Here is a 21,772-nt window from a genome sequence, read left to right on the forward strand (position 1 = left end):
ATGAGCGCTGCTCACAAGTGCTACGACACGTGTCCGATTGCTATCGGATCGTGATGCTCAGATTCCCCTCAGATGTAATGACGCAGGTCGTAGAGGGTAACTACTGTCCTCCGAAACCGAGGAGGACGGAGCCTGAGAGCGATGACCGAAGTATCGGTGGCCAAGGAAGATGTGGCCGCGACCGGCGAACTGGTCGTCCTGAAGAGCGTCAACAAGCACTTCGGCGCGTTGCACGTACTCCAGGACATCGACCTGACGATCGCCCGCGGCGAAGTCGTCGTGGTCATCGGACCCTCCGGGTCCGGTAAGTCCACCCTGTGCCGCACCATCAACCGCCTGGAGACGACCGACTCCGGCTCGATCACGATCGACGGCAAGCCGCTGCCCCACGAGGGCAAGGAGCTGGCCAAGCTCCGGGCCGACGTCGGAATGGTCTTCCAGTCCTTCAACCTCTTCGCGCACAAGACCGTGCTCGAGAACGTGATGCTCGGCCAGATCAAGGTCCGCAAGAAGGACAAGAAGGCGGCCGAGGAGCGGGCTCGGGCCCTACTCGACCGGGTCGGCGTCGGCGCACAGGCCGAGAAGTACCCCGCACAGCTCTCCGGCGGCCAGCAGCAGCGCGTCGCGATCGCGCGGGCGCTGGCCATGGAGCCGAAGGTCATGCTCTTCGACGAGCCGACCTCCGCGCTCGACCCCGAGATGATCAACGAGGTGCTGGAGGTCATGCAGCAGCTCGCCCGCGACGGCATGACCATGATCGTCGTTACCCATGAGATGGGCTTCGCACGATCGGCCGCCAACCGCGTGGTGTTCATGGCGGACGGCCGCATCGTCGAGGAGGCTGCGCCCGACCAGTTCTTCAGCAATCCGCGCAGTGACCGTGCCAAGGACTTCCTGTCGAAGATCCTCCACCACTGACGGCGCACTCCGCGCGACGCCACCGGCGTTGCCGCCTGACGGCCCGCATCTCTTTCACCAGCCAAAGGATGTTCATCATGAAGCTCCGCAAGGTCACCGCCGCCTCGGCCACCGTGTTCGCCCTCGCCCTCACCGCCACCGCGTGCGGCGGCGACAACAGCACGGGCGGCGACTCCGGCTCCGGTGGTGGCAAGACGATCACCGTCGGCATCAAGTTCGACCAGCCCGGCCTCGGCCAGAAGACGCCGCAGGGTTACGCCGGCTTCGACGTCGACGTCGCCACGTACGTCGCGAAGAAGCTCGGTTACGACGCGGACCAGATCGAGTGGAAGGAAGCGAAGAGCGCCGACCGCGAGACCATGCTGCAGCGTGGTGACGTCGACTTCATCGCCGCGACCTACTCGATCACCCCGGAGCGCCAGGAGAAGGTCGACTTCGCCGGTCCTTACCTGCTGGCTCACCAGGATGTGCTGGTCCGCGCCGACGACAACAAGATCAAGTCGCCGAAGGACCTGAACAACGCCAAGCTCTGCTCGGTGACCGGCTCCACCTCCGCGCAGAACGTGAAGGACAAGCTGGCGCCGAAGGCCCAGCTGCAGCCGTACCCGACGTACTCCGCCTGTCTGCCCGGTCTGCAGAACGGTGCCGTCGACGCGCTGACCACCGACGACTCCATCCTCGCCGGTTACGCCGCCCAGTCCCAGTTCAAGGGCAAGTTCAAGCTCGGCGGCTTCAAGCTGACCAACGAGAACTACGGCATCGGCGTCAAGAAGGGCAGCGACCTCAAGGCCGACATCAACAAGGCCCTCGAGGCCATGGTCGCCGACAAGGCCTGGCAGGAGGCCGTGGACAAGAACCTCGGCCCGGCCAACTACAAGAACGAGCCCGCGCCGAAGATCGGCGAAATCAAGAGCTGAGGCAACGCCTGACGGGTGCGCCGCCCCGCGGGGCGGCGCACCGGGGCATCCCTATACGCGGAAGCGCGGGAGATCGTGTTCGACTTTCTTGAGGATTACGACCTGCTGGGAGCCTTCTGGACGACAGTGCAACTCGCTGCGCTGTCCGCCGTCGGCTCTCTCATCTGGGGCACCATGCTGGCCGCCATGCGCGTCGGTCCGGTGCCGCTGATGCGCGGTTTCGGGACCGCGTACGTGAACATCGTGCGGAACATCCCGCTGACCGTCATCATCCTGTTCACGTCGCTGGGCCTGAACCAGACGCTGAGTGTCTCCCTCGGCGCCGATGACGTCGAGACGATCAACTTCCGGCTGGCGGTCCTGGGCCTGATCTTCTACACCTCGTCCTTCGTGTGCGAGGCGCTGCGCTCCGGCATCAACACGGTGCCGGTCGGGCAGGCGGAGGCGGCTCGGGCGATCGGTCTCAGCTTCCGCCAGGTGCTGGGTCTGGTCGTGCTGCCGCAGGCGTTCCGGTCGTCGGTCGTCCCGCTGGCGAACGTGCTGATCGCCCTCATCAAGAACACCACGGTCGCGGCCGCCATCGGTGTCGCCGAGGCGGCGGTACTGATGAAGGAGATGATCGAGAACGAGGCCCAGCTGCTGCTGATCGCGGCGATCATCGCGTTCGGCTTCGTGGTTCTGACGCTGCCGACCGGTCTGATCCTCGGTTGGGTGGGCAAGAAGGTGGCGGTGAAGCGATGAGCTCCGTTCTGTACGACGCCCAGGGCCCCCGCGCCAAGCGGCGCAACGCCGTCCTCACGGTGGTCTTCGTGGCCGCCGCCGCGGCCCTGCTGTGGTGGGTGTTCGGCACCCTCAAGGACAAGGGCCAGCTGGAATGGGCCCTGTGGGAGCCGTTCTTCTCCGGCAGCGAGGCCTGGTCCACGTACATCTGGCCGGGGCTGCTGAACACGCTGAAGGCCGCCGCCCTCGCGGTGATCATCGCGATGCCGCTCGGCGCGGTGCTCGGCATCGCCCGCCTCTCGGACCACGTGTGGGTCCGGATCCCGGCCGCGGTCGTGGTCGAGTTCTTCCGGTCCATCCCCGTGCTGGTCCTGATGATCTTCGGCCTCGCCCTGTTCGCCGAGTACACCAACGTCAGCTCCGACGACCGTCCGCTCTACGCGGTCGTCACCGGCCTGGTGCTGTACAACGCGTCCGTCCTCGCCGAGATCGTCCGCGCGGGCATCCTGGCCCTGCCCAAGGGCCAGGCCGAGGCGGCGCAGGCGATCGGCCTGCGCAAGGGCCAGCTCATGCGGCTGATCCTGCTGCCGCAGGCGGTCACCGCGATGCTCCCGGCCATCGTGAGCCAGCTCGTCGTCATCGTGAAGGACACCGCGCTCGGCGGCGCCGTCCTCACCTACTCCGAGCTGCTCTCCGCCGCGAACACGATGAGCGGCTACTACGGCGCGAACATCATCGCCAGCTTCACGGTCGTGGCCGTCATCTTCATCGCGCTCAACTTCGCCCTCACGTCCTTCGCGAGCTGGCTCGAGCGCCGGCTGCGGCAGGCCAAGAAGTCGACGGGAGCGGTCGTGGGCGCCAACGACGCACAGATCGCCGGCACCACCGGGACCGGCGCCGGAGGCATCTGACACTCGCTCAACCCGGATGACATACTCAGGGGCAGTGGCATGATCGCCACTGCCCCTGGTCACTTGACGCAAGCACCGGCAATGGGTTGCATACGTTCTGTGATCGTGCACCCTGCTCCAACTTCGTGTTCACCTACGTCCCTCAGGACGTCACCACGGGCAGGGGGCGCCGCGCCGTGGACCCGGTGATCGTCGTCGGAGCGGGGCCCGTCGGGCTCACGCTCGCCCTGGCCCTGGCGCGTCAGGAGGTGCCCTGCGTGGTCCTCGACGAAGGGCCGGGCAAGGACGAACCCCGTGCGTCGCGCACCGTGGTCCTCCACGAGGAGACCACCGCACTCATCGAACGGCTGACCGGTGCCCCCTTGGACCGCATCGGCGCCCACTGGGCCGGATGGCGGTCGGTGCGGCGCAAGCAGGTGATGCGCGAGGTCTTTTTCGACGGCAGCGAGCCCGTCCCCCTGCACATCGCCCAGCACGAGCTGACCGGCGCCCTGCGCGCGGCCCTCGCGGGCGAACCGCTCGTCAAGATCGCGGTGGAGAGCCGGCTCGACGGCATGGAGCAGGAGTCCTCGGGCGTCACGGCCCACACCCGCGGTCCCAAGGGCACATGGTGGCGCGGCAGTTACCTGGTCGGCTGCGACGGCCCCCGCTCGACCGTGCGCAAGCTCCAGGACATCCGCTTCCCCGGACGTACGGCGGTGGAACGTCACGCCGTCGCTGCCCTGCGGACGGAACTGCCCTGGTACAACGAGGCGTTGCTGCACCGCCTGCCGCCGTGGCGCATGTCGGGTCCCTCGGCCGGCGAGGTCACCGCGCGCCCCCTGCCGGACGGCGTCTGGCGTCTGGACTGGCTGCTGCCGCCCGGAAAGGACCTGGTCACACCCGAGCTGCTGCTGACCCGCATCCGGGAGACCCTGGCGGGCTGGTCGGGCGGCACGACCCCGCCGTACGAGCTCCTGGACACCGGTGTGCACACCGTCCACCACCGCCTCGCCCGCCGCTGGCGCGCCGACCGCGTCTTCCTCGCCGGGGACGCGGCGCACCTCCTCGGCTCACTGGGCACGCACGGGCTGGACGAGGGCCTGCGGGACGCCGACAACCTCGCCTGGAAACTGGCCCTGGCCTGGCACCACGGGCCGCACGAGGCGCTGCTCGACAGCTACCAGACCGAACGCCGGGCGATCGTGGCGGCCCGGCTCCGCGCGGCCGACCAGGCCCTACCCCTGCTGCGCGGCGGCGGAGGCCTGCGCTCCTACGTCCCCGGCTCGGCCCGGGGCCACGACTCGCTCCTCACGGACGGCCACTTGGGGCACGGCCAGCTGGGCGCGCCGGGGGCGTACGCCGACTCGCCGCTCGCTCCCCCGCCCCTGGAAGGAGAGGTCCCGGTCCGGACATCGCCCGGCTCGTCGGTCATCGACGTACGGGTCACCGCGGAGGACGGCACCTTCGTACGGCTGCGGGACCGGCTCGGCCGCGGCGCGCTGCTCGTCGTGCTGATCGCCCCGGGCACGGGCGTGTGGGAGCGCAGGCACTGGGTGAGCGCCGGCATCATGCCCCAGCTCGCCGCCGCGGTCTCGGCACTGCCCCACCACGCCGAGCTGCTGGTCGCCGAGAGCTATCCGGGCGCCGCCGCGCACACGGTGCTCCTGGTGCGGCCCGACGGGCATCTGGTGAGCGCGCTGGGCGGGGTGCGCCCGGCTGATCTGTACACGGCGGCCGAGGCCGCGATGGGCGGGCCGGTCAAGGTGCAGGCGGAGGCCGGTGCTTCAGCCGGCTCGCGCTGACCGCGAGCACCGGCGGGGACGTGCTCTCTGTCACAGTGCGTCCGCATGGTGACAGTGAGTTGACCGGCCCGGACGGCCGTGGTGTACTCCGGTGCGTGACCGACACCTGTGTGCGCCTGTGGCGGAGGGTCCATATGGACCTCCTCCGCTATGCGGGCTGCGTGTGTCGCCCGTCCTGCTGACTTCGCATCCCTCTTTCCACCGCGCGCGCCGCGCTCTCCACGCTGGCCGACGCGCCTCCCGTGCGAACCCGCATCAGGACCTCCAGGACGGCACCCGTGTCTGTATCCCCCTCCGCATCCCCTTCCCCTGTCTCCACGCCCGTCACCTCCGCTTCTTCCGGGCCCACCCAGGCCGACCTCTTCGACTTCGTCCGGCGTACGGCCGCCGACACCGAGCTGATCGACTCCCTGCCGCTCGACCCGGAAGGCCGTACCTGGGTACGGCTGGAGGGGCCCGGCGGCAGCGAGGCCTGGCTGATCGGCTGGCCGCCCGGCTCGGGCACCGGCTGGCACGACCACGCCGAGTCCGTCGGCGCCTTTCTGACCGCGTCGGGCGAGCTCAAGGAGAACTCGCTCACCGCGCGACTGCCCGCCGACGGCTGGAAGACCCTGGAGCTCTCCGACGGTGTGGACCGGGAACGCCGGCTGTCGTCCGGCCAGGGCCGCGCCTTCGGCCGGCACCACGTCCACGAGGTGCTCAACGAGTCCCCCGAGCAGCACGCGATCTCCGTCCACGCCTACTACCCGCCCCTGCCGCAGATCCGCCGCTACAGCCGCAGCGGGCCGATCCTCCGGCTCGAGCAGGTGGAGCGTCCGGAGGACTGGCAGTGAGCGCCATACACGAGCCGGCGAGCGGCAGCGGCAGCGGCAGCGGCAGCGGCGACGTCCAACCTCCCGTCGGCATCGACGAGTTGCTGGAGCGCGTACGCGCGGGCTACGAGCGGATCGAGCCACAGCAGGCGTACGAGGCCGCCGAGGCGGGTGACGCGCTGCTGGTGGACATCCGCTACGCGGCGCTGCGCGAGCGCGACGGCCTCATCCCCGGCGCGCTCGTCGTCGAGCGCAACGAGCTGGAGTGGCGTCTGGACCCGCAGGGCAGCCACCGAGCCGCCGAGGCCACGAGCCACTCCCTGCGCGTCGTCGTGATCTGCAACGAGGGCTACGCCTCCAGCCTGGCGGCCCAGTCCCTGCACCAGCTGGGCCTGCACCGGGCCACCGACCTGGTCGGTGGCTTCCAGGCGTGGAGGGCGTCGGGGCTTCCGGTCGTGTGATCAGGCCGGAGCATCCGAACGGCCCGTTGCGGAAGCGCGGGTCTCAGAACGGCCCGTCGCGGAAGCGCAGGTCTCAGAACTGCTCCTCCCCGAGAAAGTCCGCGTCCTCGCCCTCCTCCTCCAGCGCCTGCCGGACCACGCGCAGGGCCATGCCCTCGGAGTAGCCCTTGCGGGCGAGCATGCCCGCGAGGCGGCGGAGTCGCTTGTCGCGGTCCAGCCCCCGGGTGGAGCGGAGCTTGCGCGCGACGAGTTCACGCGCGGTCTCCTCTTCCTGCTCGGGCTCGAGCTGGGAGACGGCCTCGTCGATCAGCGTGGAGTCGACGCCCTTGGTCCGCAGCTCACGGGCGAGCGCACGCCGCGCCAGCCCCCGTCCGTGGTGGCGGGACTCCACCCAGGCGTCCGCGAAGGCGCTGTCATTGATGAGGCCGACCTCTTCCAGCCTCGACAGCACCTCCTCGGCGGCATCGTCCGGGATCTGCCGCTTGCGCAGGGCGTCGGCGAGTTGCTTGCGGGTCCGCGGGGTCCCGGTGAGCAGACGCAGGCAGATCGCCCGAGCCTGCTCGACCGGGTCCCCAGGAGGCTCCCCCTGCTCGGCCCTCGACGAGGAGGGGGAACCTCCGTCTTCGGTAATCACCTCACCGAAGCCCTGCCGGCGACGCCCACGCCCACGACGCGCCCCGTCGTCCCGCGAGCCGTCCCCGCGTGATCTGTCCCCGCGTGAGCCGACCCTGCGGGAGCCGCCTCCGCGTGAGCCCGTACCGGGTGAGTCGCTGCCCTGGGAGCCGCCCCCGTACGGCCCCTCGTCCTCCCCGTGCGGCCCGTCGGAGTACGACCCGTCGCTCCCGTACTCGCCGTCACCGTCCACGGCCGAGCCCGCGTCGTCCCCGGTGCCCCTCCCCCACGGGGCACCGGAGGCGGCGTACTCGTACTCCGCCCAGTCGGTTCGTCGTGTCACGGGTCAGCTCTTGGCTGCGGCGGCCTTGGACTTGGCGGTCTTGGCCGCTGCCGGGGCGGGCACCGCGGGCGCGGCGTCGGCCGGAGCGGGGGAGACCGCGGCGTCCGTGCCCGGCTCGGCGGCGGGCTCCTCGGGACGCACTCCGACGCCCAGCTTCTCCTTGATCTTCTTCTCGATCTCGTTGGCCAGGTCGGGGTTGTCCTTCAGGAAGTTGCGCGCGTTCTCCTTGCCCTGGCCGAGCTGGTCGCCCTCGTACGTGTACCAGGCGCCGGCCTTGCGGACGAAGCCGTGCTCCACGCCCATGTCGATCAGGCCGCCCTCGCGGCTGATGCCCTGGCCGTAGAGGATGTCGAACTCGGCCTGCTTGAAGGGCGGCGCGACCTTGTTCTTGACGACCTTGCAGCGGGTGCGGTTGCCGACCGCGTCCGTGCCGTCCTTCAGGGTCTCGATGCGGCGGATGTCGATGCGCACCGAGGCGTAGAACTTCAGCGCCCGGCCACCGGTCGTGGTCTCCGGGGAGCCGAACATCACGCCGATCTTCTCGCGGAGCTGGTTGATGAAGATCGCGGTGGTCTTGGACTGGTTGAGCGCGCTGGTGATCTTCCGCAGGGCCTGGCTCATCAGGCGGGCCTGCAGACCCACGTGGCTGTCGCCCATCTCGCCCTCGATCTCCGCGCGCGGGACGAGCGCGGCGACGGAGTCGATGACGATGAGGTCGAGGGCGCCGGAGCGGACCAGCATGTCCACGATCTCCAGGGCCTGCTCGCCGTTGTCCGGCTGGGACAGGATCAGGTTGTCGATGTCGACGCCGAGCTTCTGCGCGTACTCGGGGTCGAGGGCGTGCTCCGCGTCGACGAAGGCGACCTGGCCGCCGGACTTCTGCGCGTTCGCCACCGCGTGCAGGGTCAGGGTCGTCTTGCCCGAGGACTCCGGGCCGTAGATCTCCACGACACGGCCGCGCGGCAGGCCGCCCACGCCGAGGGCCACGTCGAGGGCGGTCGACCCGGTCGAGATGACCTCGATGGGCTCCTTCGTCCGGTCGCCCATGCGCATGACCGCGCCCTTGCCGAACTGCCGTTCAATCTGTGCGAGAGCGGCATCCAGGGCCTTCTCGCGGTCGGTTCCTGCCATGGGTTCCACCCGATTTGCTTGAGTCGATCGCTTCACGTCAAAGACGCTAACGCCTGCCACTGACAATGGGCCCCGACGCCCGTCCGGCCTGTGGATAACTCGGGCACATCTCTACCCAAAGTACGTCGAAACGCTCGTCGTTGAGCCGTGCCGGAGACTCCATATGAATGGATGTTCGATTTTTGTGTCAAGCGCGGCACGCGACGGCAGCCGGTGCCGCGTCCGTGGCCCGTTCCCCGGACGACGGGATCAGGAGGAGCCCTGCCAGGGCCCTCCGTCCTGCGGTCGCTCCGGGTTCTCCGGGTCCTCAGGGTTTCTCCGGTCGCCCCGGGTCCTCCGCGCCCGGCCGCCGTGCCCACAGCCGCCTCGTGCGCGCTATCAGGCCCGGCCCCTCACCCCGCCACCGATGGCCGTGCACGCGCGGGTCGTCCGTGACGTCGTAGCGCTTCACGTACGCCCCCAGGAAGGCCTGGAGCGTGGCGATGGCGGGGATGGCGATCAGCGCGCCGACGGCGCCGAGGAGCGCGGTGCCCGCGATGACCGAGCCGAAGGCGACCGCGGGGTGGATGTCGACGGTCTTCGAGGTCAGCTTGGGCTGCAGCACGTAGTTCTCGAACTGCTGGTAGACCACGACGAAGATCAGCACCCACAGCGCGTACCAGGGATCCACCGTGAACGCGATCAGCATGGGCAGGGCGCCCGCGAGATACGTGCCGATCGTGGGGATGAACTGCGACACCAGGCCCACCCACACCGCGAGCACGGGCGCGTAGGGCACGCCCAGTATCTGCAGCAGGACGAAGTGCGCGGCGCCGGAGATCAGCGCCATCAGGCCGCGCGAGTAGATGTAGCCGCCGGTCTTGATCACGGCGATCTCCCAGGCGCGCAGCACCTCGGCCTGCCGCGCGGGCGGCAGCACGGAGCAGAGCGCGCGGCGCAGACGCGGGCCGTCCGCGGCGAAGTAGAACGAGAACAGCCCGATCGTCAGTAGCTGGAAGAGACCGCCGAGGACCTGGGCGGACACGTCCAGGACGCCCGTGGCGCTGTTCTGCACGTAGTTGCGCAGCCAGTCGGAGCGGAGCACGCCCTCCTGGATGTCCACGCGCTTCAGGTCGGTCCTGAAGTGTGTGTTGATCCAGTTGATGACGGAGTCGAGATACTCCGGGAAGCCCTCGATCATCTTGATGATCTGGTCCGCGAGGATGGAGCCGAGCAGCGTGACGAAGCCCGCCGACACGATCACCACGCCGATGAAGACGATGAACGCGGCCAGGCCTCTGCGGATGCCGCGCGAGGCCATCCAGCCCACCGCCGGTTCGATGGCGAGTGCCAGGAAGAACGCGATGAGGATGTTGATCAGCAGGCCGGTGACCTGATGGAAGGCCCAGCTGCCCAGCTGGAACGCGGCGACGAGGGCGAGCGCCAGCACCATGGCCCGCGGCAGCCAGCGCGGCATGCGGCCGTTCGGCCCGGTGGTTCCGCCGGCGGCGGGGGGCTCGGCCGGCGGTGTCGTACCGAACGGGGAGGACTGCCGGGCTGCCTGCCCGTTCTCGTCAATGGGTGCCACGGACCAAGTCTCACCCACGCCACCGACAGCCGTCTGCCCGCCTGCGATCTTCGTGACCCGTCAACGGTCCCCGCGACCCGTCGGCCGTCCACCGCGACCGGTCGGCGCCCTCCGTTCCGGGTCGGTCAGCGCCGCTCCCGGGGCACGTCCATCACCGAGCAGACCACCTGCCAGACGTCCTTGGCGTCCCAGCCGGAGGCCAGCGCCTCGTGCACGGTGCGCCCGCCGAGCTCCGTCATCACGTGATCGCGCGCGAAGGTGTCGGCGTAGCCGGAACCGAAGTGCTCCGCCATCCGCTGCCAGAAAACCGTCAACCGCATGACTCAAGTATCCCGCCCCTGGGGGTGGGCCTGAGCCAGGACCGCCTGCCGGCGCCGCTTTCCGTCCTACGGTCTGGTCCATGGCCGAAACAGGAGCTTCCACACTCCCCCCGACGCGCCCGCCGCACAGCCCTGTCACGCGCGCGGAGCGCTTCGTCTGGCTCACCGCGCGCGTGCTGGAGCAGCGCCTCTTCGCCCACCGCTTCCGCGGCGCCGCCGCCGACCCGGTGGAGACGGCGCTGGACGCCTACCGCAACGACGACGGCGGGTACGGCCACGCGCTGGACCCCGATCTGCGCGGCCCGGTCAGCCAGCCGCTGCACACCGCCCACGCGCTGCGCGTCCTGGACGCCGTGGGGCGCTGCGCCGGCCAGCGCGTGGAACGCATGTGCCGCTACCTGACGTCCGTCTCCACGGCGGACGGCGCGCTCCCGTTGGTCCATCCCAGCGGGCGCGGCTATCCGACGGCCCCCTTCGTGCCGGTCGTGGCCGATCCGCCCGGCGACCTCCTGGCCACCGGGCCGGTGGTGGGGCTGCTGCACCGCAACGAGGTGTGGCACGCCTGGCTGTTCCGGGCCACGGACTTCTGCTGGCAGGCGGTCGAGTCCCTGGAGAAGTCGCATCCGCACGAGATCGAGGCGGCCGTGACCTTCCTGGACTCCGTCCCCGACCGCCCGCGGGCGGAGGCGGCCGCCGACCGCCTGGGCCGCCTGGTGCGCGCACAGGGCCTCGTGGCCCTGGACCCCGACCGCCTGGAGGCGTATCCGGTCTCCTCCGGCTGTGCCGCCGGCGAGCACCACTTCCCGTACGACTTCGCGAGGACGCCGCGCTCCCTCGCGCGCGCGTGGTTCACGGACGACGAGATGTCCCGCTCCCTGGACCACCTCACGGCCCGGCAGCAGGAGGACGGCGGCTGGCCCGTCCGATGGCGCCACTGGGCCCCGGCCCCCGCTCTGGAGGCCCGGTCGGTCGTGACGATCGAGGCCCTGCGCACCCTCAGTGCCTACGGTCGCGCCATCGGCTGATCATCCCGCCCCCATGGCCCGCACCCCCGCGGTCACCACCACGGCCGCCGCGACGACGAGCAGGAACGGGGCGCGCAGCATCAGCGCCACGGCGGCGGCTCCGAGCCCGGCGGCCCGCGCGTCCAGCACCAGCGTCTGCCCGTCGGCGAAGGTCTGCTGGGCCGTGAGGGCCGCGAGCAGCGCGACGGGCAGCAAGGCCGCCAGCCGCTTGACGACGGGCCGCTCCAGGGCTCCGGCCGGCACCAGCAGCCCGGCCAGCTTGACGGCGTAGCACCCGAGGACGGTCACACCGATGGCGATCCAGACGTTCACGCCCCGCCCTCCTGCCGGTTGCGCCGGCCGTCCGCCCAGAGGACGACCGGCGCCGCCAGCGCGGCCAGCAGCACCGGGACCCCGGCGGGCAGCACGGGCAGCAGTCCGAGCCCGAGCAGCACGGCCAGCCCGGCGACGGCCCGCTCGGTGCCGGTCCGAAGCATCGGCGCGAGCAGGGCCAGGAAGACCGCCGGTCCCGCTGCGTCGAGCCCCCAAGCGTCGGTGTCCCCGATGGCCTCGGCGCCCAGGGCACCGAGCAGCGTGGTGAGGTTCCACAGGACGTACAGGGTCAGCCCGGTCGCGAAGAACCCGATCCGCGCGGTACGCCGCGTGGGCTGCGCCAGTGCGACGGCGGCCGTCTCGTCGATCACCCACTGGGCGGCGAACGGCCGCACCGCGCGCGGGAGGGCCAGCAACTGCGACAGCCGCAGGCCGTAGAAGGCGTTCCGCACGCCCAGGAAGAAGGCCCCGGCAGCCGCCGTGAACGGGCTGCCTCCTGCCGCGAGCGCGCCCACCAGGGCGAACTGGGACGCCCCGGTGAACACCAGAAGGCTGAGCGCACACGTCTGCAGCAGCGTGAGTCCGCTGCCGGCCGACGTCACTCCGAAGGCGAACCCGGACAGCCCGACGGCCACCCCGACGCCCAGTGCGTCCCGTACGACGGCCCGGTCGGCTTTCCCACCGGTCCCTGTATCTCTGAGAGCTGTCCGATCCACCACGCCCCGCACGCTACGAGCAGCCGCTACCGCGGGTCTTGTACGTTCTTGCGCTCCCGCTGATACGCCCCCGGGGGCACGCCGACCATCCGGCTGAAGTGCCGGTTGAGATGCGGCTGGTCGGTGAACCCCACGGCCACGGCCACCTCGGAGGGCGCCGTACCGAGGTCCAGCAGCCGCCGTGCCCGCCGGACTCGCGCGTCCGTGAGCCACGCGTGCGGGGGCATCCCGTAGACGTCCCGAAAGGCCCGCAGCAGGGCGAACGGGCTGGTCCCGAGGTCAGCCGCCAGCCGCTCCAGAGTCGGCGGCCGCGCCATCCGCTCCTCCAGCACACCACGCGCGCGTGCCGCGATCCGGGTCCCGGCCGTCCGCACCTCCCGTCGCGGCATGGGCCCGCCGTTCAGCCTGAGCAGCCTCGTCACGGCGACCCGCAGCAGCGTGTCCGCGGCCAGGGCGTTGCCCTCGTCGGCCGCGCGCAGCACCCGGTGCACCAGGGCGACGGCGTACGGATCGTCCACCACCGGGCTGACGAACCCCGGCGTCCCCCGCAGCGCCGTCGTCTCGGCCGCGATCTCCGCCACCACGTCGGCCGACGGATAGACGGCCCCGTACCGCCATCCCTCGGGCACACCGGCCCGCCCGGTGTGCGGGGTATCGGGATTCACCAGCGCGAGAGCCCCCGCCCCGGCGTACTGATCGCCTCCACCGTGGTGGAACACCTCCACCCCGTCGGCGATGGCGGCGATCACGAAGTTCTCGTGCGTGTGCCGGACGAACGTCTTCCGGACGTACCGGGCCCGCAGCAGATCCACCCCGGGCAGCTCGTCGTACTGCCAGTGCCGCGCGCGCTCTGTCATACGGCCATTGTCCGCCGCCCCGCTCGTGGCTTCCCGGTCGCTTGTCTCCGGCGCCCGCGACGCTTGCGGAAACGCACCGGCCGAACCGCCGCCGGGCCCCGTTGTCAGTGCCGGGGTGCACGATGGACGCATGCCCAGCGATGCGCACCGAGCCCTGGAGGGCTTCTCCCCCGCGACCCGTGCCTGGTTCACGGGTGCCTTCCCCGCGCCCACCACCGCCCAGGCCGGAGCGTGGCAGGCCATCCGGGAGGGCTCGGACGTGCTGGTCGTCGCCCCCACCGGCTCCGGCAAGACCCTGGCCGCCTTCCTGGCCGCCCTGGACCAGCTCGCCTCGACGCCGCCCCCCGCCGATCCCAAGAAGCGCTGCCGGGTCCTGTACGTCTCGCCCCTCAAGGCGCTGGCCGTGGACGTGGAGCGCAACCTCCGCAGCCCCCTGACGGGCATCCGCCAGGAATCCGTGCGGATGGGCCTGCCCGAGCCCGAGGTCAAGGTGGGCATCCGCTCGGGCGACACCCCGGCCGCCGAGCGCCGCTCCCTGGCGACCCGCCCGCCGGACATCCTGATCACGACGCCCGAGTCGCTGTTCCTGATGCTGACCTCGGCCACGCGCGACGCGCTGACCGGTATCGAGACGGTGATCCTCGACGAGGTGCACGCGGTCGCCGGCACCAAGCGCGGCGCCCACCTGGCGCTCTCCCTGGAGCGGCTGGACGGCCTCCTGCCGAAGCCGGCCCGCCGCATCGGCCTCTCCGCGACGGTCCGCCCGGTCGACGAGGTGGCCCGCTTCCTCTCGCCCCGGCGCAAGGTGGAGATCGTCCAGCCGGAGTCGGGCAAGGAGTTCGATCTGTCCGTGGTCGTCCCGGTCGAGGACCTGGGCGAGCTGGGCGGCTCCCCCGTGTCCGACGGCTCGGAGGGCGCCGAGCGCCCGTCGATCTGGCCGCATGTCGAGGAGCGGATCGCCGACCTCGTCCAGTCCCACCGCTCCACGATCGTCTTCGCGAACTCCCGCCGCCTCGCGGAGCGCCTGTGCAACCGCCTGAACGAGATCGCCTACGAGCGGGCCACCGGCGAGCCTCTCGACGAGCAGCACTCCCCCGCCGAGCTGATGGGCGGTTCGGGAGCCGCCCAGGGCGCACCCCAGGTCATCGCCCGCGCCCACCACGGCTCGGTCTCCAAGGAACAGCGCGCCCTGGTCGAGGAGGACCTCAAGGCGGGCCGCCTGCCCGCGGTGGTCGCCACCTCCAGCCTGGAGCTGGGCATCGACATGGGCGCGGTGGACCTGGTCGTCCAGGTCGAGTCCCCGCCCTCGGTCGCCTCCGGCCTCCAGCGCGTGGGCCGCGCGGGCCACCAGGTGGGCGCGGTCTCCACCGGCGTCGTCTTCCCCAAGTACCGAGGCGACCTGGTCCAGGCGGCGGTGGTCACCGAGCGCATGCGCACCGGCGCCATCGAGTCCCTCAGGGTCCCCGCCAACCCCCTGGACGTCCTGGCGCAGCAGATCGTCGCCATGACGGCCCTGGACACCTGGCAGTTCGACGACCTGCTGGCGGCCGTCCGCCGGGCCGCCCCCTTCGCCTCACTGCCCGAGTCCGCCTTCACGGCGGTGCTCGACATGCTCGCCGGCCGCTACCCCTCCGACGCCTTCGCCGAGCTGCGCCCGCGCGTGGTGTGGGACCGCGTCACCGGCGAGATCACCGGCCGCCCCGGCGCCCAGCGCCTCGCCGTCACCTCCGGCGGCACGATCCCCGACCGCGGCCTCTTCGGTGTCTTCCTCGCGGGCGCCGACCCCAAGAAGGGCGGCGGCCGGGTCGGCGAGCTAGACGAGGAGATGGTCTACGAGTCCCGCGTCGGCGACGTCTTCACGCTCGGCACGAGTTCCTGGCGCATCGAGGACATCACCCGCGACCGCGTCCTGGTCTCCCCCGCCCCGGGCGTACCGGGCCGGCTGCCCTTCTGGAAGGGCGACCAGCTGGGCCGCCCGCTGGAACTGGGCCGGGCGCTGGGCGCGTTCCTGCGCGAGGTCGGCTCGCTGCCCCAGGACGACGCCCGCCTCCGTCTCGTCGCCGCGGGCCTGGACGCGTGGGCCGCGGACAACGTGCTGTCGTACCTGGCGGAGCAGCGCGAGGCCTGCGGCCATGTCCCGGACGACCGGACGATCGTCGTGGAGCGCTTCCGCGACGAGCTCGGCGACTGGCGGGTGGTGGTGCACTCCCCCTTCGGCGCCCAGGTGCACGCCCCCTGGGCGCTCGCGCTCGGCGCCAAGCTCTCCGAGCGCTACGGCATGGACGCGCAGGTCATGCACGCCGACGACGGCATCGTGCTGCGCCTGCCGGACGCCGATCTGATGAGTCTGGACCTGCTGGATCAGGAACCGCTCAAGATGGGCCGGGAGTCCGACGCCGATCAAGCCCCCGTGGGCGCGGCCGACGTGGTCTTCGACAAGGGCGAGGTCGACCAGGTCGTCACCGACCAGGTGGGCAGCTCGGCCCTGTTCGCGTCCCGCTTCCGCGAGTGCGCCGCCCGCGCGCTGCTCCTGCCCCGCCGCAACCCCGGCAAGCGCACGCCCCTGTGGCAGCAGCGGCAGCGCGCCTCCCAGCTCTTGCAGGTGGCGAGCGAGTTCGGCTCGTTCCCGATCGTCCTGGAGGCGGTCCGCGAGTGCCTCCAGGACGTCTTCGACGTCCCCGGGCTCGTCGAGCTGATGGGCGACCTGGAGTCCCGCAAGGTGCGCCTCGTCGAGGTCACCACGGCCGAACCGTCGCCCTTCGCGCGTTCCCTCCTCTTCGGCTATGTCGCCCAGTTCCTGTACGAGGGCGACTCCCCGCTCGCCGAGCGCCGGGCCGCCGCCCTGTCGCTGGACTCCCGGCTGCTGGCCGAGCTGCTGGGCCAGGCGGAGCTGCGCGAGCTGCTCGACGCGGAGGTGCTGACCGAGCTGGAGCGCGAGCTGCAGTGGCTCACCGAGGACCGCCGCGCCAAGGACGCCGAAAGCGTCGCGGACCTCCTCCGCCTCCTCGGCCCGCTCACGGACGCCGAACTGGCCGAGCGGGGCGCCGAACCCCAGTGGGCTCAGGAACTGGCCGGCGCCCGCCGGGCCATCCGGGTCCGGATCGCGGGCGGAGACCACTGGGCGGCGATCGAGGACGCGGGCCGGCTGCGCGACGCCCTCGGAACCGCCCTGCCGGTCGGTGTCCCGGAGGCGTTCACCGAGCCCGTCAAGGACCCGCTCGGTGACCTCCTCGCACGCTACGCCCGCACCCACGGCCCGTTCACCTCGACCACGGCGGCGGCCCGCTTCGGCCTGGGCGTGGCCGTCACCGAGGGCGCCCTCCAGCGGCTCAGCGCGGCGGGCCGGATCGTCCAGGGCGAGTTCCACCCGGCCGGGATCGGCCAGGAGTGGTGCGACGCGACCGTGCTGCGCCGGCTGCGCCGCCGCTCCCTGGCTGCCCTGCGGCACGAGCTGGAGCCGGTGGCACCGGCCGCGCTCGCCCAGTTCCTCCCCCAGTGGCAGCACATCGGCAAGAGGCACTCCCTGCGCGGCATCGACGGCCTGGTTCGTGCCATCGAGCAGGTGCAGGGCGCGTCCGTGCCGGCCTCCGCCCTGGAGAAGCTCGTCCTGCCCTCCCGGGTGGCGAACTACACCCCGGGGATGCTGGACGAACTCACCGCCGCGGGCGAGGTGGTGTGGGCCGGGGCCGGCTCGCTCCCCGGCAAGGACGGCTGGGTCTCCCTCTACCTGGCGGACACGGCCCCGCTGCTCCTGCCGCCCCCGCACCCCTTGGAGCTGACCGCCCTCCACCAGTCCGTCCTGGACACCCTGACCGGCGGCTACGGCCTGTTCTTCCGCCAGATCGCCGACCAGGTCCGCGCCACCACCCACCCCGACGCCACCGATCCCCAGCTCGCCGACGTCCTCTGGGACCTGGCCTGGTCCGGCCGCCTGACCAACGACACACTCACCCCCATGCGCTCGCTGCTCGGCTCGGGCCGCACCGCAGGCTCCACGGCCCATCGCGCCAAGCGCGCGGTCCCGCGCGGCCGGTACGGCTCCCTGACGGCCGCGGCCCGCCCCGCCGCGTCCCGCTCCGGCCCGCCGACCGTCGCCGGCCGCTGGTCCCTGCTCCCCTCCCACGAGCCGGACCCCACGGTGCGCGCCCACGCCCTCGCCCGCACCCTCCTCGACCGGCACGGCGTGGTGACCAGGGGCGCGGTCTCGGCGGAGGGCGTCGAGGGCGGGTTCTCGGCGACGTACCGCGTCCTGTCCGTCTTCGAGGAGAGCGGCCAGGCCCGCCGCGGCTATGTGGTGGAGGGGCTCGGCGCGGCCCAGTTCGCGATGGACGGCGCTGTGGACCGCCTGCGCGCGGTGTCCAACGCCCGCGACCGCGGCGCGGACCTGCCCGGCCCCCCTCCGGGCCCCGGCCTCGACCCGTACCCGGCCCATGACTTCGCCGAGCCGGACGACGCGCCCCGCTCCCACGACCACACCGACGCCCCCGGCCCCGACGGCTTCCCCGACTTCGGCGCCGCCTGGGACACCCCGCCGCCCCAGCCGTCCCCCGGCGACTACGTCTCGCCTCGCGACTACCCCCCGCAGGCCGCCCCGGCCTGGCAGAACGGCGGACGCGGAGCGTACGACACGGGGTTCCCGGGCCGCCGTACCCGACCGGACTCCGCCTCCAGAGCCGTCGTCCTGGCCGCCGCCGATCCGGCGAACGCGTACGGCGCCGCCCTGCCCTGGCCCGAGCCCCCGACCGGCGCCGGGCACAAGCCGGGCCGCAAGGCGGGCTCCCTGGTGGTGCTCGTCGAGGGCGAGCTGACGCTCTACATGGAGCGCGGCGGCAAGACCCTGCTGGCCTGGGCCGCCGACCCCGACGGCGCCCCCACCGACGACCCCCGCCTGCGCACCGCGGCGGAGGCACTCGCCGCAGCGGCCCGCGCGGGCTCCCTCGGCACGGTCACGGTGGAGCGGGTCAACGGCACCCAAGCCCTGACCTCCCCCATCGGCACCCTCCTGGAAGGAGCGGGCTTCATCGCGACCCCCCGCGGGCTCCGCCTGCGCGCCTGACCCCACCACCCCCACACTCCCGGGGCACCCCCGAACGCCCCATGCCACCCTTGACCCATGCCCGAAGGCGACACGGTCTGGCAGACCGCGAAGCGGCTGCACGGCGCCCTCGCGGGCAAGGTGCTGACCCGCAGCGACCTGCGGGTGCCCCGGTTCGCCACAGCCGACCTCACGGGCCGCACGGTCCTCGACGTCACCCCGCGCGGCAAGCACCTCCTGACCCGTGTGGAGGGCGGCCTGACCCTGCACTCCCATCTGCGGATGGACGGCGCCTGGAAGGTCTACGCGAACGGCCGCCGCTGGACCGGCGGCCCGGGCCACCAGATCCGCGCGATCCTCGCGAACGCCGACAGCACAGCCGTCGGCTACCGCCTCCCTGTCCTGGAGCTCCTGCGCACCACCGACGAACACCGCGTGGTCGGCCACCTCGGCCCGGACCTGCTCGGCCCTGACTGGGACCCCGACCGCGCCCTCGCCCAGGTCTTCCAGGACCCCGCCCGCCCCCTCGGCGAGGCCCTGCTCGACCAGCGCAACCTCGCCGGCATCGGCAATGTCTACAAGAGCGAGCTCTGCTTCCTGCTCGGCGTCACCCCCTGGCTCCCCGTGGGCGACCTGCCCGCCGAACGCGCCGCGAAGCTGCCCGCGCTCGCCAAGAAGCTGCTGGAGACCAACCGCGACCGCCCGGTCCGCAGCACAACGGGCCACCGCGGCCAGGACCTCTTCGTCTACGGCCGCGCACCCCGCCCCTGTCTGCGCTGCGGTACCTCCGTCCGCGTCGCCGACCAGGGCGACGGCTCCCGCGAACGTCCGACCTACTGGTGTCCCACCTGCCAGCCCGGCCCCACCCCGGCCCCGGCCGGGCGCATCCGGCCCGCGCCAGGCAATTGACGACCCGTCAGATCCGCTCGTACGGTCCTTGCATGCCCGTCACGGCGTACGACCTCACCGGCCGCACCGCGTTCGTCACCGGGGCCGCGAGCGGTATCGGCCGCGCCTCGGCCCTGCTGCTCGCCGAGGCGGGCGCGACCGTGCACTGCGCGGACCGCGACACCGAGGGCCTGCACGAAACGGCGACCTTCATCAAGGACACCGGCGGCACCGCCCACCCCCACTCCCTCGACGTCACCGACCGCTCCCAGCTGAGGCAGGCCATCACCTCCTGCGACCGCCTCGACACCCTGGCCGCGATCGCCGGCATCATGCACAGCAGCCCCGTACTGGACACCCGGGACGAGGACCTCGACCGGGTGCTCGCCGTCAACTTCAAGGGTGTGCTGTACGCCTGTCAGGAGGCGGCCCGACTGATGATCGCCACCGGCACCAGGGGCAGCATCGTCACCATGGCCTCGGGCGCCGTCGACACCGGCGGCCCCGGGCTGCTCTGCTACGGCGCGTCGAAGGCAGCGGTGGTCCAGCTCACGAAGACCCTCGCGACGGAGGTCGGCCGGCACGGCATCCGCGTCAACGCGGTCGCCCCCGGCTGGATCCGCACGCCGATGACCGACCGCCACGACAGCGAGGCCCAGACGCACACGGAGTCCGTCATGGCCCGCATGTCACCCCTGGGCCGAGTGGGCGAGCCCGAGGACATCGCGCACGCGGTCCTCCACCTGGCGTCCGACGCCTCGGCCTTCACCACAGGCCAGATCCTCCGCCCGAACGGGGGCGTGGCAATGCCGTGGTAGCAACCGCCCCGCGTTGACCTCTGCGCGTCCCGCAGCCCCCGGCACGAGTCCGCATCTACCCGTGCGTGTCCGGCATCCCGCAAGAGCCCCGGCGATCGCCGCCCGCACGCGCCCCACCTTCACCCCGCCCGCCTCCCACGATCACCCCACACCCCCCAAGCCCTCCGCCACCGCCCCGCACCGAGCACCCCACGCGCCCGCCCCTTCGGCACACAGTGCACCGGCAGCACGCTCAACCCCCACCCCCCGGCCGCGACCGCCGCCTCCACCGCCCCGGCCCCGGGTACGACCGCCAGCCGGAGCACGGCCCACCACCACAGCACCCCCATGCCGAGCGCGGCCCCGCGGACCCCCCAGCCCCGGACCGCCAGGCGCCCCATCCCCGTCATGGCCGCCACCTCCAGCCCGACGCTATTCGGCCGCCCGGACCCGCGGGCAGGGCGCACCAACGGCACACAGGCGCACCGCGCACCCCTCGAAGCCGGGCGGCATCACGCCCGGCCGGCCCGTCCTCCGGTTGCGCCACCCGGTTCCGTCAGCCGTTCTCGGCCTGGAACATCCAGTGATGCTTCTCCAGGTCCGCTGTGATCCCGATGAAGATGTCCTGGCTCACCGGGTCCGGCTCGCCGGTCGTCTCGACCCGCTCCCGCATCCGCGCGATCACCGCGCCCAGCGCCTCGACGAGCGTACCCACGGCGGTCGTGTCGTCGACCCACCCTTCGGGAGTCACACCGATTCCGCTGCCGACGGCGACCGTCGCGGCACGCCCGTCGGGCGAGACACCGAGCGCCGCGGCGCGTTCCGCCACGGTGTCGGAGTACTTCCGTGCGGTGTCGACGACCTCGTCGAGCTGGAGATGAACGGAACGGAAGCGCGGTCCCACCACGTTCCAGTGGATCTGCTTCGCCACGAGGGCGAGATCCACCAGGTCGACCAGCGCACCTTGCAGCGCCTCCGACACGGTCTTCAGACTCGCGTCGGACAACGGGCTCTTCACGACGTACATCCGCACCTCCGTGGACTGCCCCCCGCCATCCCCTCAACGATGACCGCCGTACGCCACACCGGCAAACGCACATGAAACGGGCAGCCGACACCGTACTGCCCCCGCACAAGCGAAAACCCCGGGCGGGCACCCCTCCGGATCTTCCGGAGAGGCCCGGCCGGGGCCTCAGCACTTCTCAGCGCCTGATCGGCGCCGTTCGTCTCATGCCGCGTACGCGAAAACGCTCACGCGGCGACGACGTCCACCGCCTCGGCGGGCGCCTTGATGGTCACCCGCTCCGGCGGCACACCGGTCACCGAAACGGAACCCAGCATCGGGCGAACCGGCGTGGGTACAGGCTCGCTGGGGGTGGCCGCAGCGGACTGGGCCAGCTCGGCGAGGGCGAGCTCGTCGCTCACTTCCCGCATGAGCTCGGACATCCGTACGTCCAGCGCGTCGCAGATGGCGGAGAGCAGCTCGGAGGAAGCCTCCTTCTGCCCCCGCTCCACCTCGGAGAGATAGCCGAGTGAAACTCGGGCGGACGAGGAGACTTCGCGCAGAGTACGGCCCTGGCGCTGGCGCTGCCGACGCAGCACGTCACCCAGCAGGCGACGGAGCAGAATCATCGGTGGCTCCCTCC

Annotated in this window: 22 protein-coding genes; 12 read left to right on the plus strand and 10 right to left on the minus strand. The window is 72.0% G+C overall.

Features of this window, described 5'->3' with window-relative positions; genetic code table 11:
• The first annotated feature begins 141 nt into the window (after positions 1 to 141).
• From NNW99_RS08870 to NNW99_RS08900, 8 genes are all read left to right on the plus strand, one after another.
• The gene (locus tag NNW99_RS08870) at positions 142 to 918 is read left to right on the plus strand and encodes an amino acid ABC transporter ATP-binding protein (protein WP_215118163.1); all 777 of its coding nucleotides are present in this window, start codon (positions 142 to 144) and stop codon (positions 916 to 918) included.
• A 77-nt stretch (positions 919 to 995) separates the two neighbouring features.
• On the plus strand, positions 996 to 1,835 hold the full coding sequence (locus tag NNW99_RS08875) for a glutamate ABC transporter substrate-binding protein (protein WP_215118164.1): 840 nt from the start codon (positions 996 to 998) through the stop codon (positions 1,833 to 1,835).
• 75 nt (positions 1,836 to 1,910) lie between these two features.
• Positions 1,911 to 2,576, plus strand: a complete 666-nt coding sequence (locus NNW99_RS08880) for an amino acid ABC transporter permease (protein WP_215118165.1) — start codon at positions 1,911 to 1,913, stop codon at positions 2,574 to 2,576.
• Positions 2,573 to 3,466, plus strand: a complete 894-nt coding sequence (locus tag NNW99_RS08885) for an amino acid ABC transporter permease (RefSeq protein WP_215118166.1) — start codon at positions 2,573 to 2,575, stop codon at positions 3,464 to 3,466. The genes NNW99_RS08880 and NNW99_RS08885 overlap by 4 nt, the downstream gene beginning before the upstream one ends.
• Before the next feature lie 176 nt (positions 3,467 to 3,642).
• Positions 3,643 to 5,250 carry an FAD-dependent monooxygenase gene (locus NNW99_RS08890; RefSeq protein ID WP_215124210.1) on the plus strand — a complete coding sequence of 536 codons (1,608 nt, stop codon included), beginning with the start codon at positions 3,643 to 3,645 and terminating at the stop codon, positions 5,248 to 5,250.
• Positions 5,251 to 5,384: 134 nt separating this feature from the next.
• Positions 5,385 to 5,432 carry a hypothetical protein gene (locus NNW99_RS39095; RefSeq protein WP_311314449.1) on the plus strand — a complete coding sequence of 16 codons (48 nt, stop codon included), beginning with the start codon at positions 5,385 to 5,387 and terminating at the stop codon, positions 5,430 to 5,432.
• Between the two features lie 96 nt (positions 5,433 to 5,528).
• Positions 5,529 to 6,083, plus strand: coding sequence for a cysteine dioxygenase family protein (locus NNW99_RS08895; RefSeq protein WP_215118167.1), 555 nt, complete (start codon positions 5,529 to 5,531; stop codon positions 6,081 to 6,083).
• A gap of 5 nt (positions 6,084 to 6,088) precedes the next feature.
• Positions 6,089 to 6,523 carry a rhodanese-like domain-containing protein gene (locus tag NNW99_RS08900; RefSeq protein WP_215124211.1) on the plus strand — a complete coding sequence of 145 codons (435 nt, stop codon included), beginning with the start codon at positions 6,089 to 6,091 and terminating at the stop codon, positions 6,521 to 6,523.
• 73 nt (positions 6,524 to 6,596) lie between these two features.
• Here the strand turns inward: NNW99_RS08900 and recX are convergent, their stop codons facing one another.
• The 4 genes from recX to NNW99_RS08920 all read right to left on the minus strand — a co-directional run bounded on the left by recX (position 6,597) and on the right by NNW99_RS08920 (position 10,496).
• Complete coding sequence (recX, locus tag NNW99_RS08905; protein ID WP_215118168.1) at positions 6,597 to 7,478, minus strand: recombination regulator RecX; 882 nt, start codon at positions 7,476 to 7,478, stop codon at positions 6,597 to 6,599.
• A gap of 3 nt (positions 7,479 to 7,481) precedes the next feature.
• Positions 7,482 to 8,609: a recombinase RecA gene (gene recA / locus NNW99_RS08910; RefSeq protein WP_215118169.1), complete on the minus strand. Its 1,128-nt coding sequence runs from the start codon at positions 8,607 to 8,609 to the stop codon at positions 7,482 to 7,484.
• 307 nt (positions 8,610 to 8,916) lie between these two features.
• Complete coding sequence (locus NNW99_RS08915) at positions 8,917 to 10,176, minus strand: AI-2E family transporter (RefSeq protein WP_215118170.1); 1,260 nt, start codon at positions 10,174 to 10,176, stop codon at positions 8,917 to 8,919.
• Between the two features lie 125 nt (positions 10,177 to 10,301).
• Entirely contained in the window at positions 10,302 to 10,496 is a 195-nt protein-coding gene (locus tag NNW99_RS08920) for a DUF3046 domain-containing protein (RefSeq protein WP_215118171.1), read from the minus strand.
• 80 nt (positions 10,497 to 10,576) lie between these two features.
• Between NNW99_RS08920 and NNW99_RS08925 the strand changes: the two genes are divergently transcribed.
• Positions 10,577 to 11,521 carry a hypothetical protein gene (locus NNW99_RS08925; protein WP_215118172.1) on the plus strand — a complete coding sequence of 315 codons (945 nt, stop codon included), beginning with the start codon at positions 10,577 to 10,579 and terminating at the stop codon, positions 11,519 to 11,521.
• On the opposite strand, the gene NNW99_RS08930 is transcribed toward NNW99_RS08925, so the two are convergent.
• Genes NNW99_RS08930 through NNW99_RS08940 form a run of 3 tightly spaced genes read right to left on the minus strand, consistent with a single transcriptional unit; the run spans position 11,522 to position 13,406 of the window.
• Positions 11,522 to 11,833, minus strand: a complete 312-nt coding sequence (locus tag NNW99_RS08930) for an AzlD domain-containing protein (RefSeq protein WP_215118173.1) — start codon at positions 11,831 to 11,833, stop codon at positions 11,522 to 11,524.
• Positions 11,830 to 12,552 carry an AzlC family ABC transporter permease gene (locus NNW99_RS08935; RefSeq protein ID WP_215118174.1) on the minus strand — a complete coding sequence of 241 codons (723 nt, stop codon included), beginning with the start codon at positions 12,550 to 12,552 and terminating at the stop codon, positions 11,830 to 11,832. The genes NNW99_RS08930 and NNW99_RS08935 overlap by 4 nt, the downstream gene beginning before the upstream one ends.
• A 23-nt stretch (positions 12,553 to 12,575) precedes the next feature.
• Positions 12,576 to 13,406 carry an AraC family transcriptional regulator gene (locus tag NNW99_RS08940; protein WP_215118175.1) on the minus strand — a complete coding sequence of 277 codons (831 nt, stop codon included), beginning with the start codon at positions 13,404 to 13,406 and terminating at the stop codon, positions 12,576 to 12,578.
• 130 nt (positions 13,407 to 13,536) lie between these two features.
• Here NNW99_RS08940 and NNW99_RS08945 point away from each other — a divergent pair, with 130 nt between their 5' ends.
• The 3 genes from NNW99_RS08945 to NNW99_RS08955 are packed head-to-tail and all read left to right on the plus strand — an operon-like array spanning position 13,537 to position 20,147.
• Positions 13,537 to 18,462, plus strand: coding sequence for an ATP-dependent helicase (locus tag NNW99_RS08945; protein ID WP_215118176.1), 4,926 nt, complete (start codon positions 13,537 to 13,539; stop codon positions 18,460 to 18,462).
• Positions 18,463 to 18,519: 57 nt separating this feature from the next.
• Positions 18,520 to 19,350 (plus strand): Fpg/Nei family DNA glycosylase, encoded by an 831-nt coding sequence (locus NNW99_RS08950; protein WP_215118177.1) that lies wholly within the window; start codon positions 18,520 to 18,522, stop codon positions 19,348 to 19,350.
• Positions 19,351 to 19,382: 32 nt separating this feature from the next.
• Positions 19,383 to 20,147 carry an SDR family NAD(P)-dependent oxidoreductase gene (locus NNW99_RS08955; protein WP_215118178.1) on the plus strand — a complete coding sequence of 255 codons (765 nt, stop codon included), beginning with the start codon at positions 19,383 to 19,385 and terminating at the stop codon, positions 20,145 to 20,147.
• Between the two features lie 119 nt (positions 20,148 to 20,266).
• On the opposite strand, the gene NNW99_RS08960 is transcribed toward NNW99_RS08955, so the two are convergent.
• The 3 genes from NNW99_RS08960 to NNW99_RS08970 all read right to left on the minus strand — a co-directional run bounded on the left by NNW99_RS08960 (position 20,267) and on the right by NNW99_RS08970 (position 21,758).
• The gene (locus tag NNW99_RS08960) at positions 20,267 to 20,527 is read right to left on the minus strand and encodes a hypothetical protein (RefSeq protein ID WP_255961336.1); all 261 of its coding nucleotides are present in this window, start codon (positions 20,525 to 20,527) and stop codon (positions 20,267 to 20,269) included.
• Between the two features lie 155 nt (positions 20,528 to 20,682).
• A complete protein-coding gene (locus NNW99_RS08965) occupies positions 20,683 to 21,153 on the minus strand; it encodes a Dps family protein (RefSeq protein WP_215118179.1) in 471 nt (156 codons plus the stop codon).
• 224 nt (positions 21,154 to 21,377) lie between these two features.
• Positions 21,378 to 21,758, minus strand: coding sequence for a helix-turn-helix domain-containing protein (locus NNW99_RS08970; protein WP_003993396.1), 381 nt, complete (start codon positions 21,756 to 21,758; stop codon positions 21,378 to 21,380).
• Between the last annotated feature and the right edge of the window lie 14 nt (positions 21,759 to 21,772).

Source organism: Streptomyces sp. CRCS-T-1 (genome assembly GCF_024442335.1).
Classification (GTDB): domain Bacteria; phylum Actinomycetota; class Actinomycetes; order Streptomycetales; family Streptomycetaceae; genus Streptomyces; species Streptomyces koelreuteriae.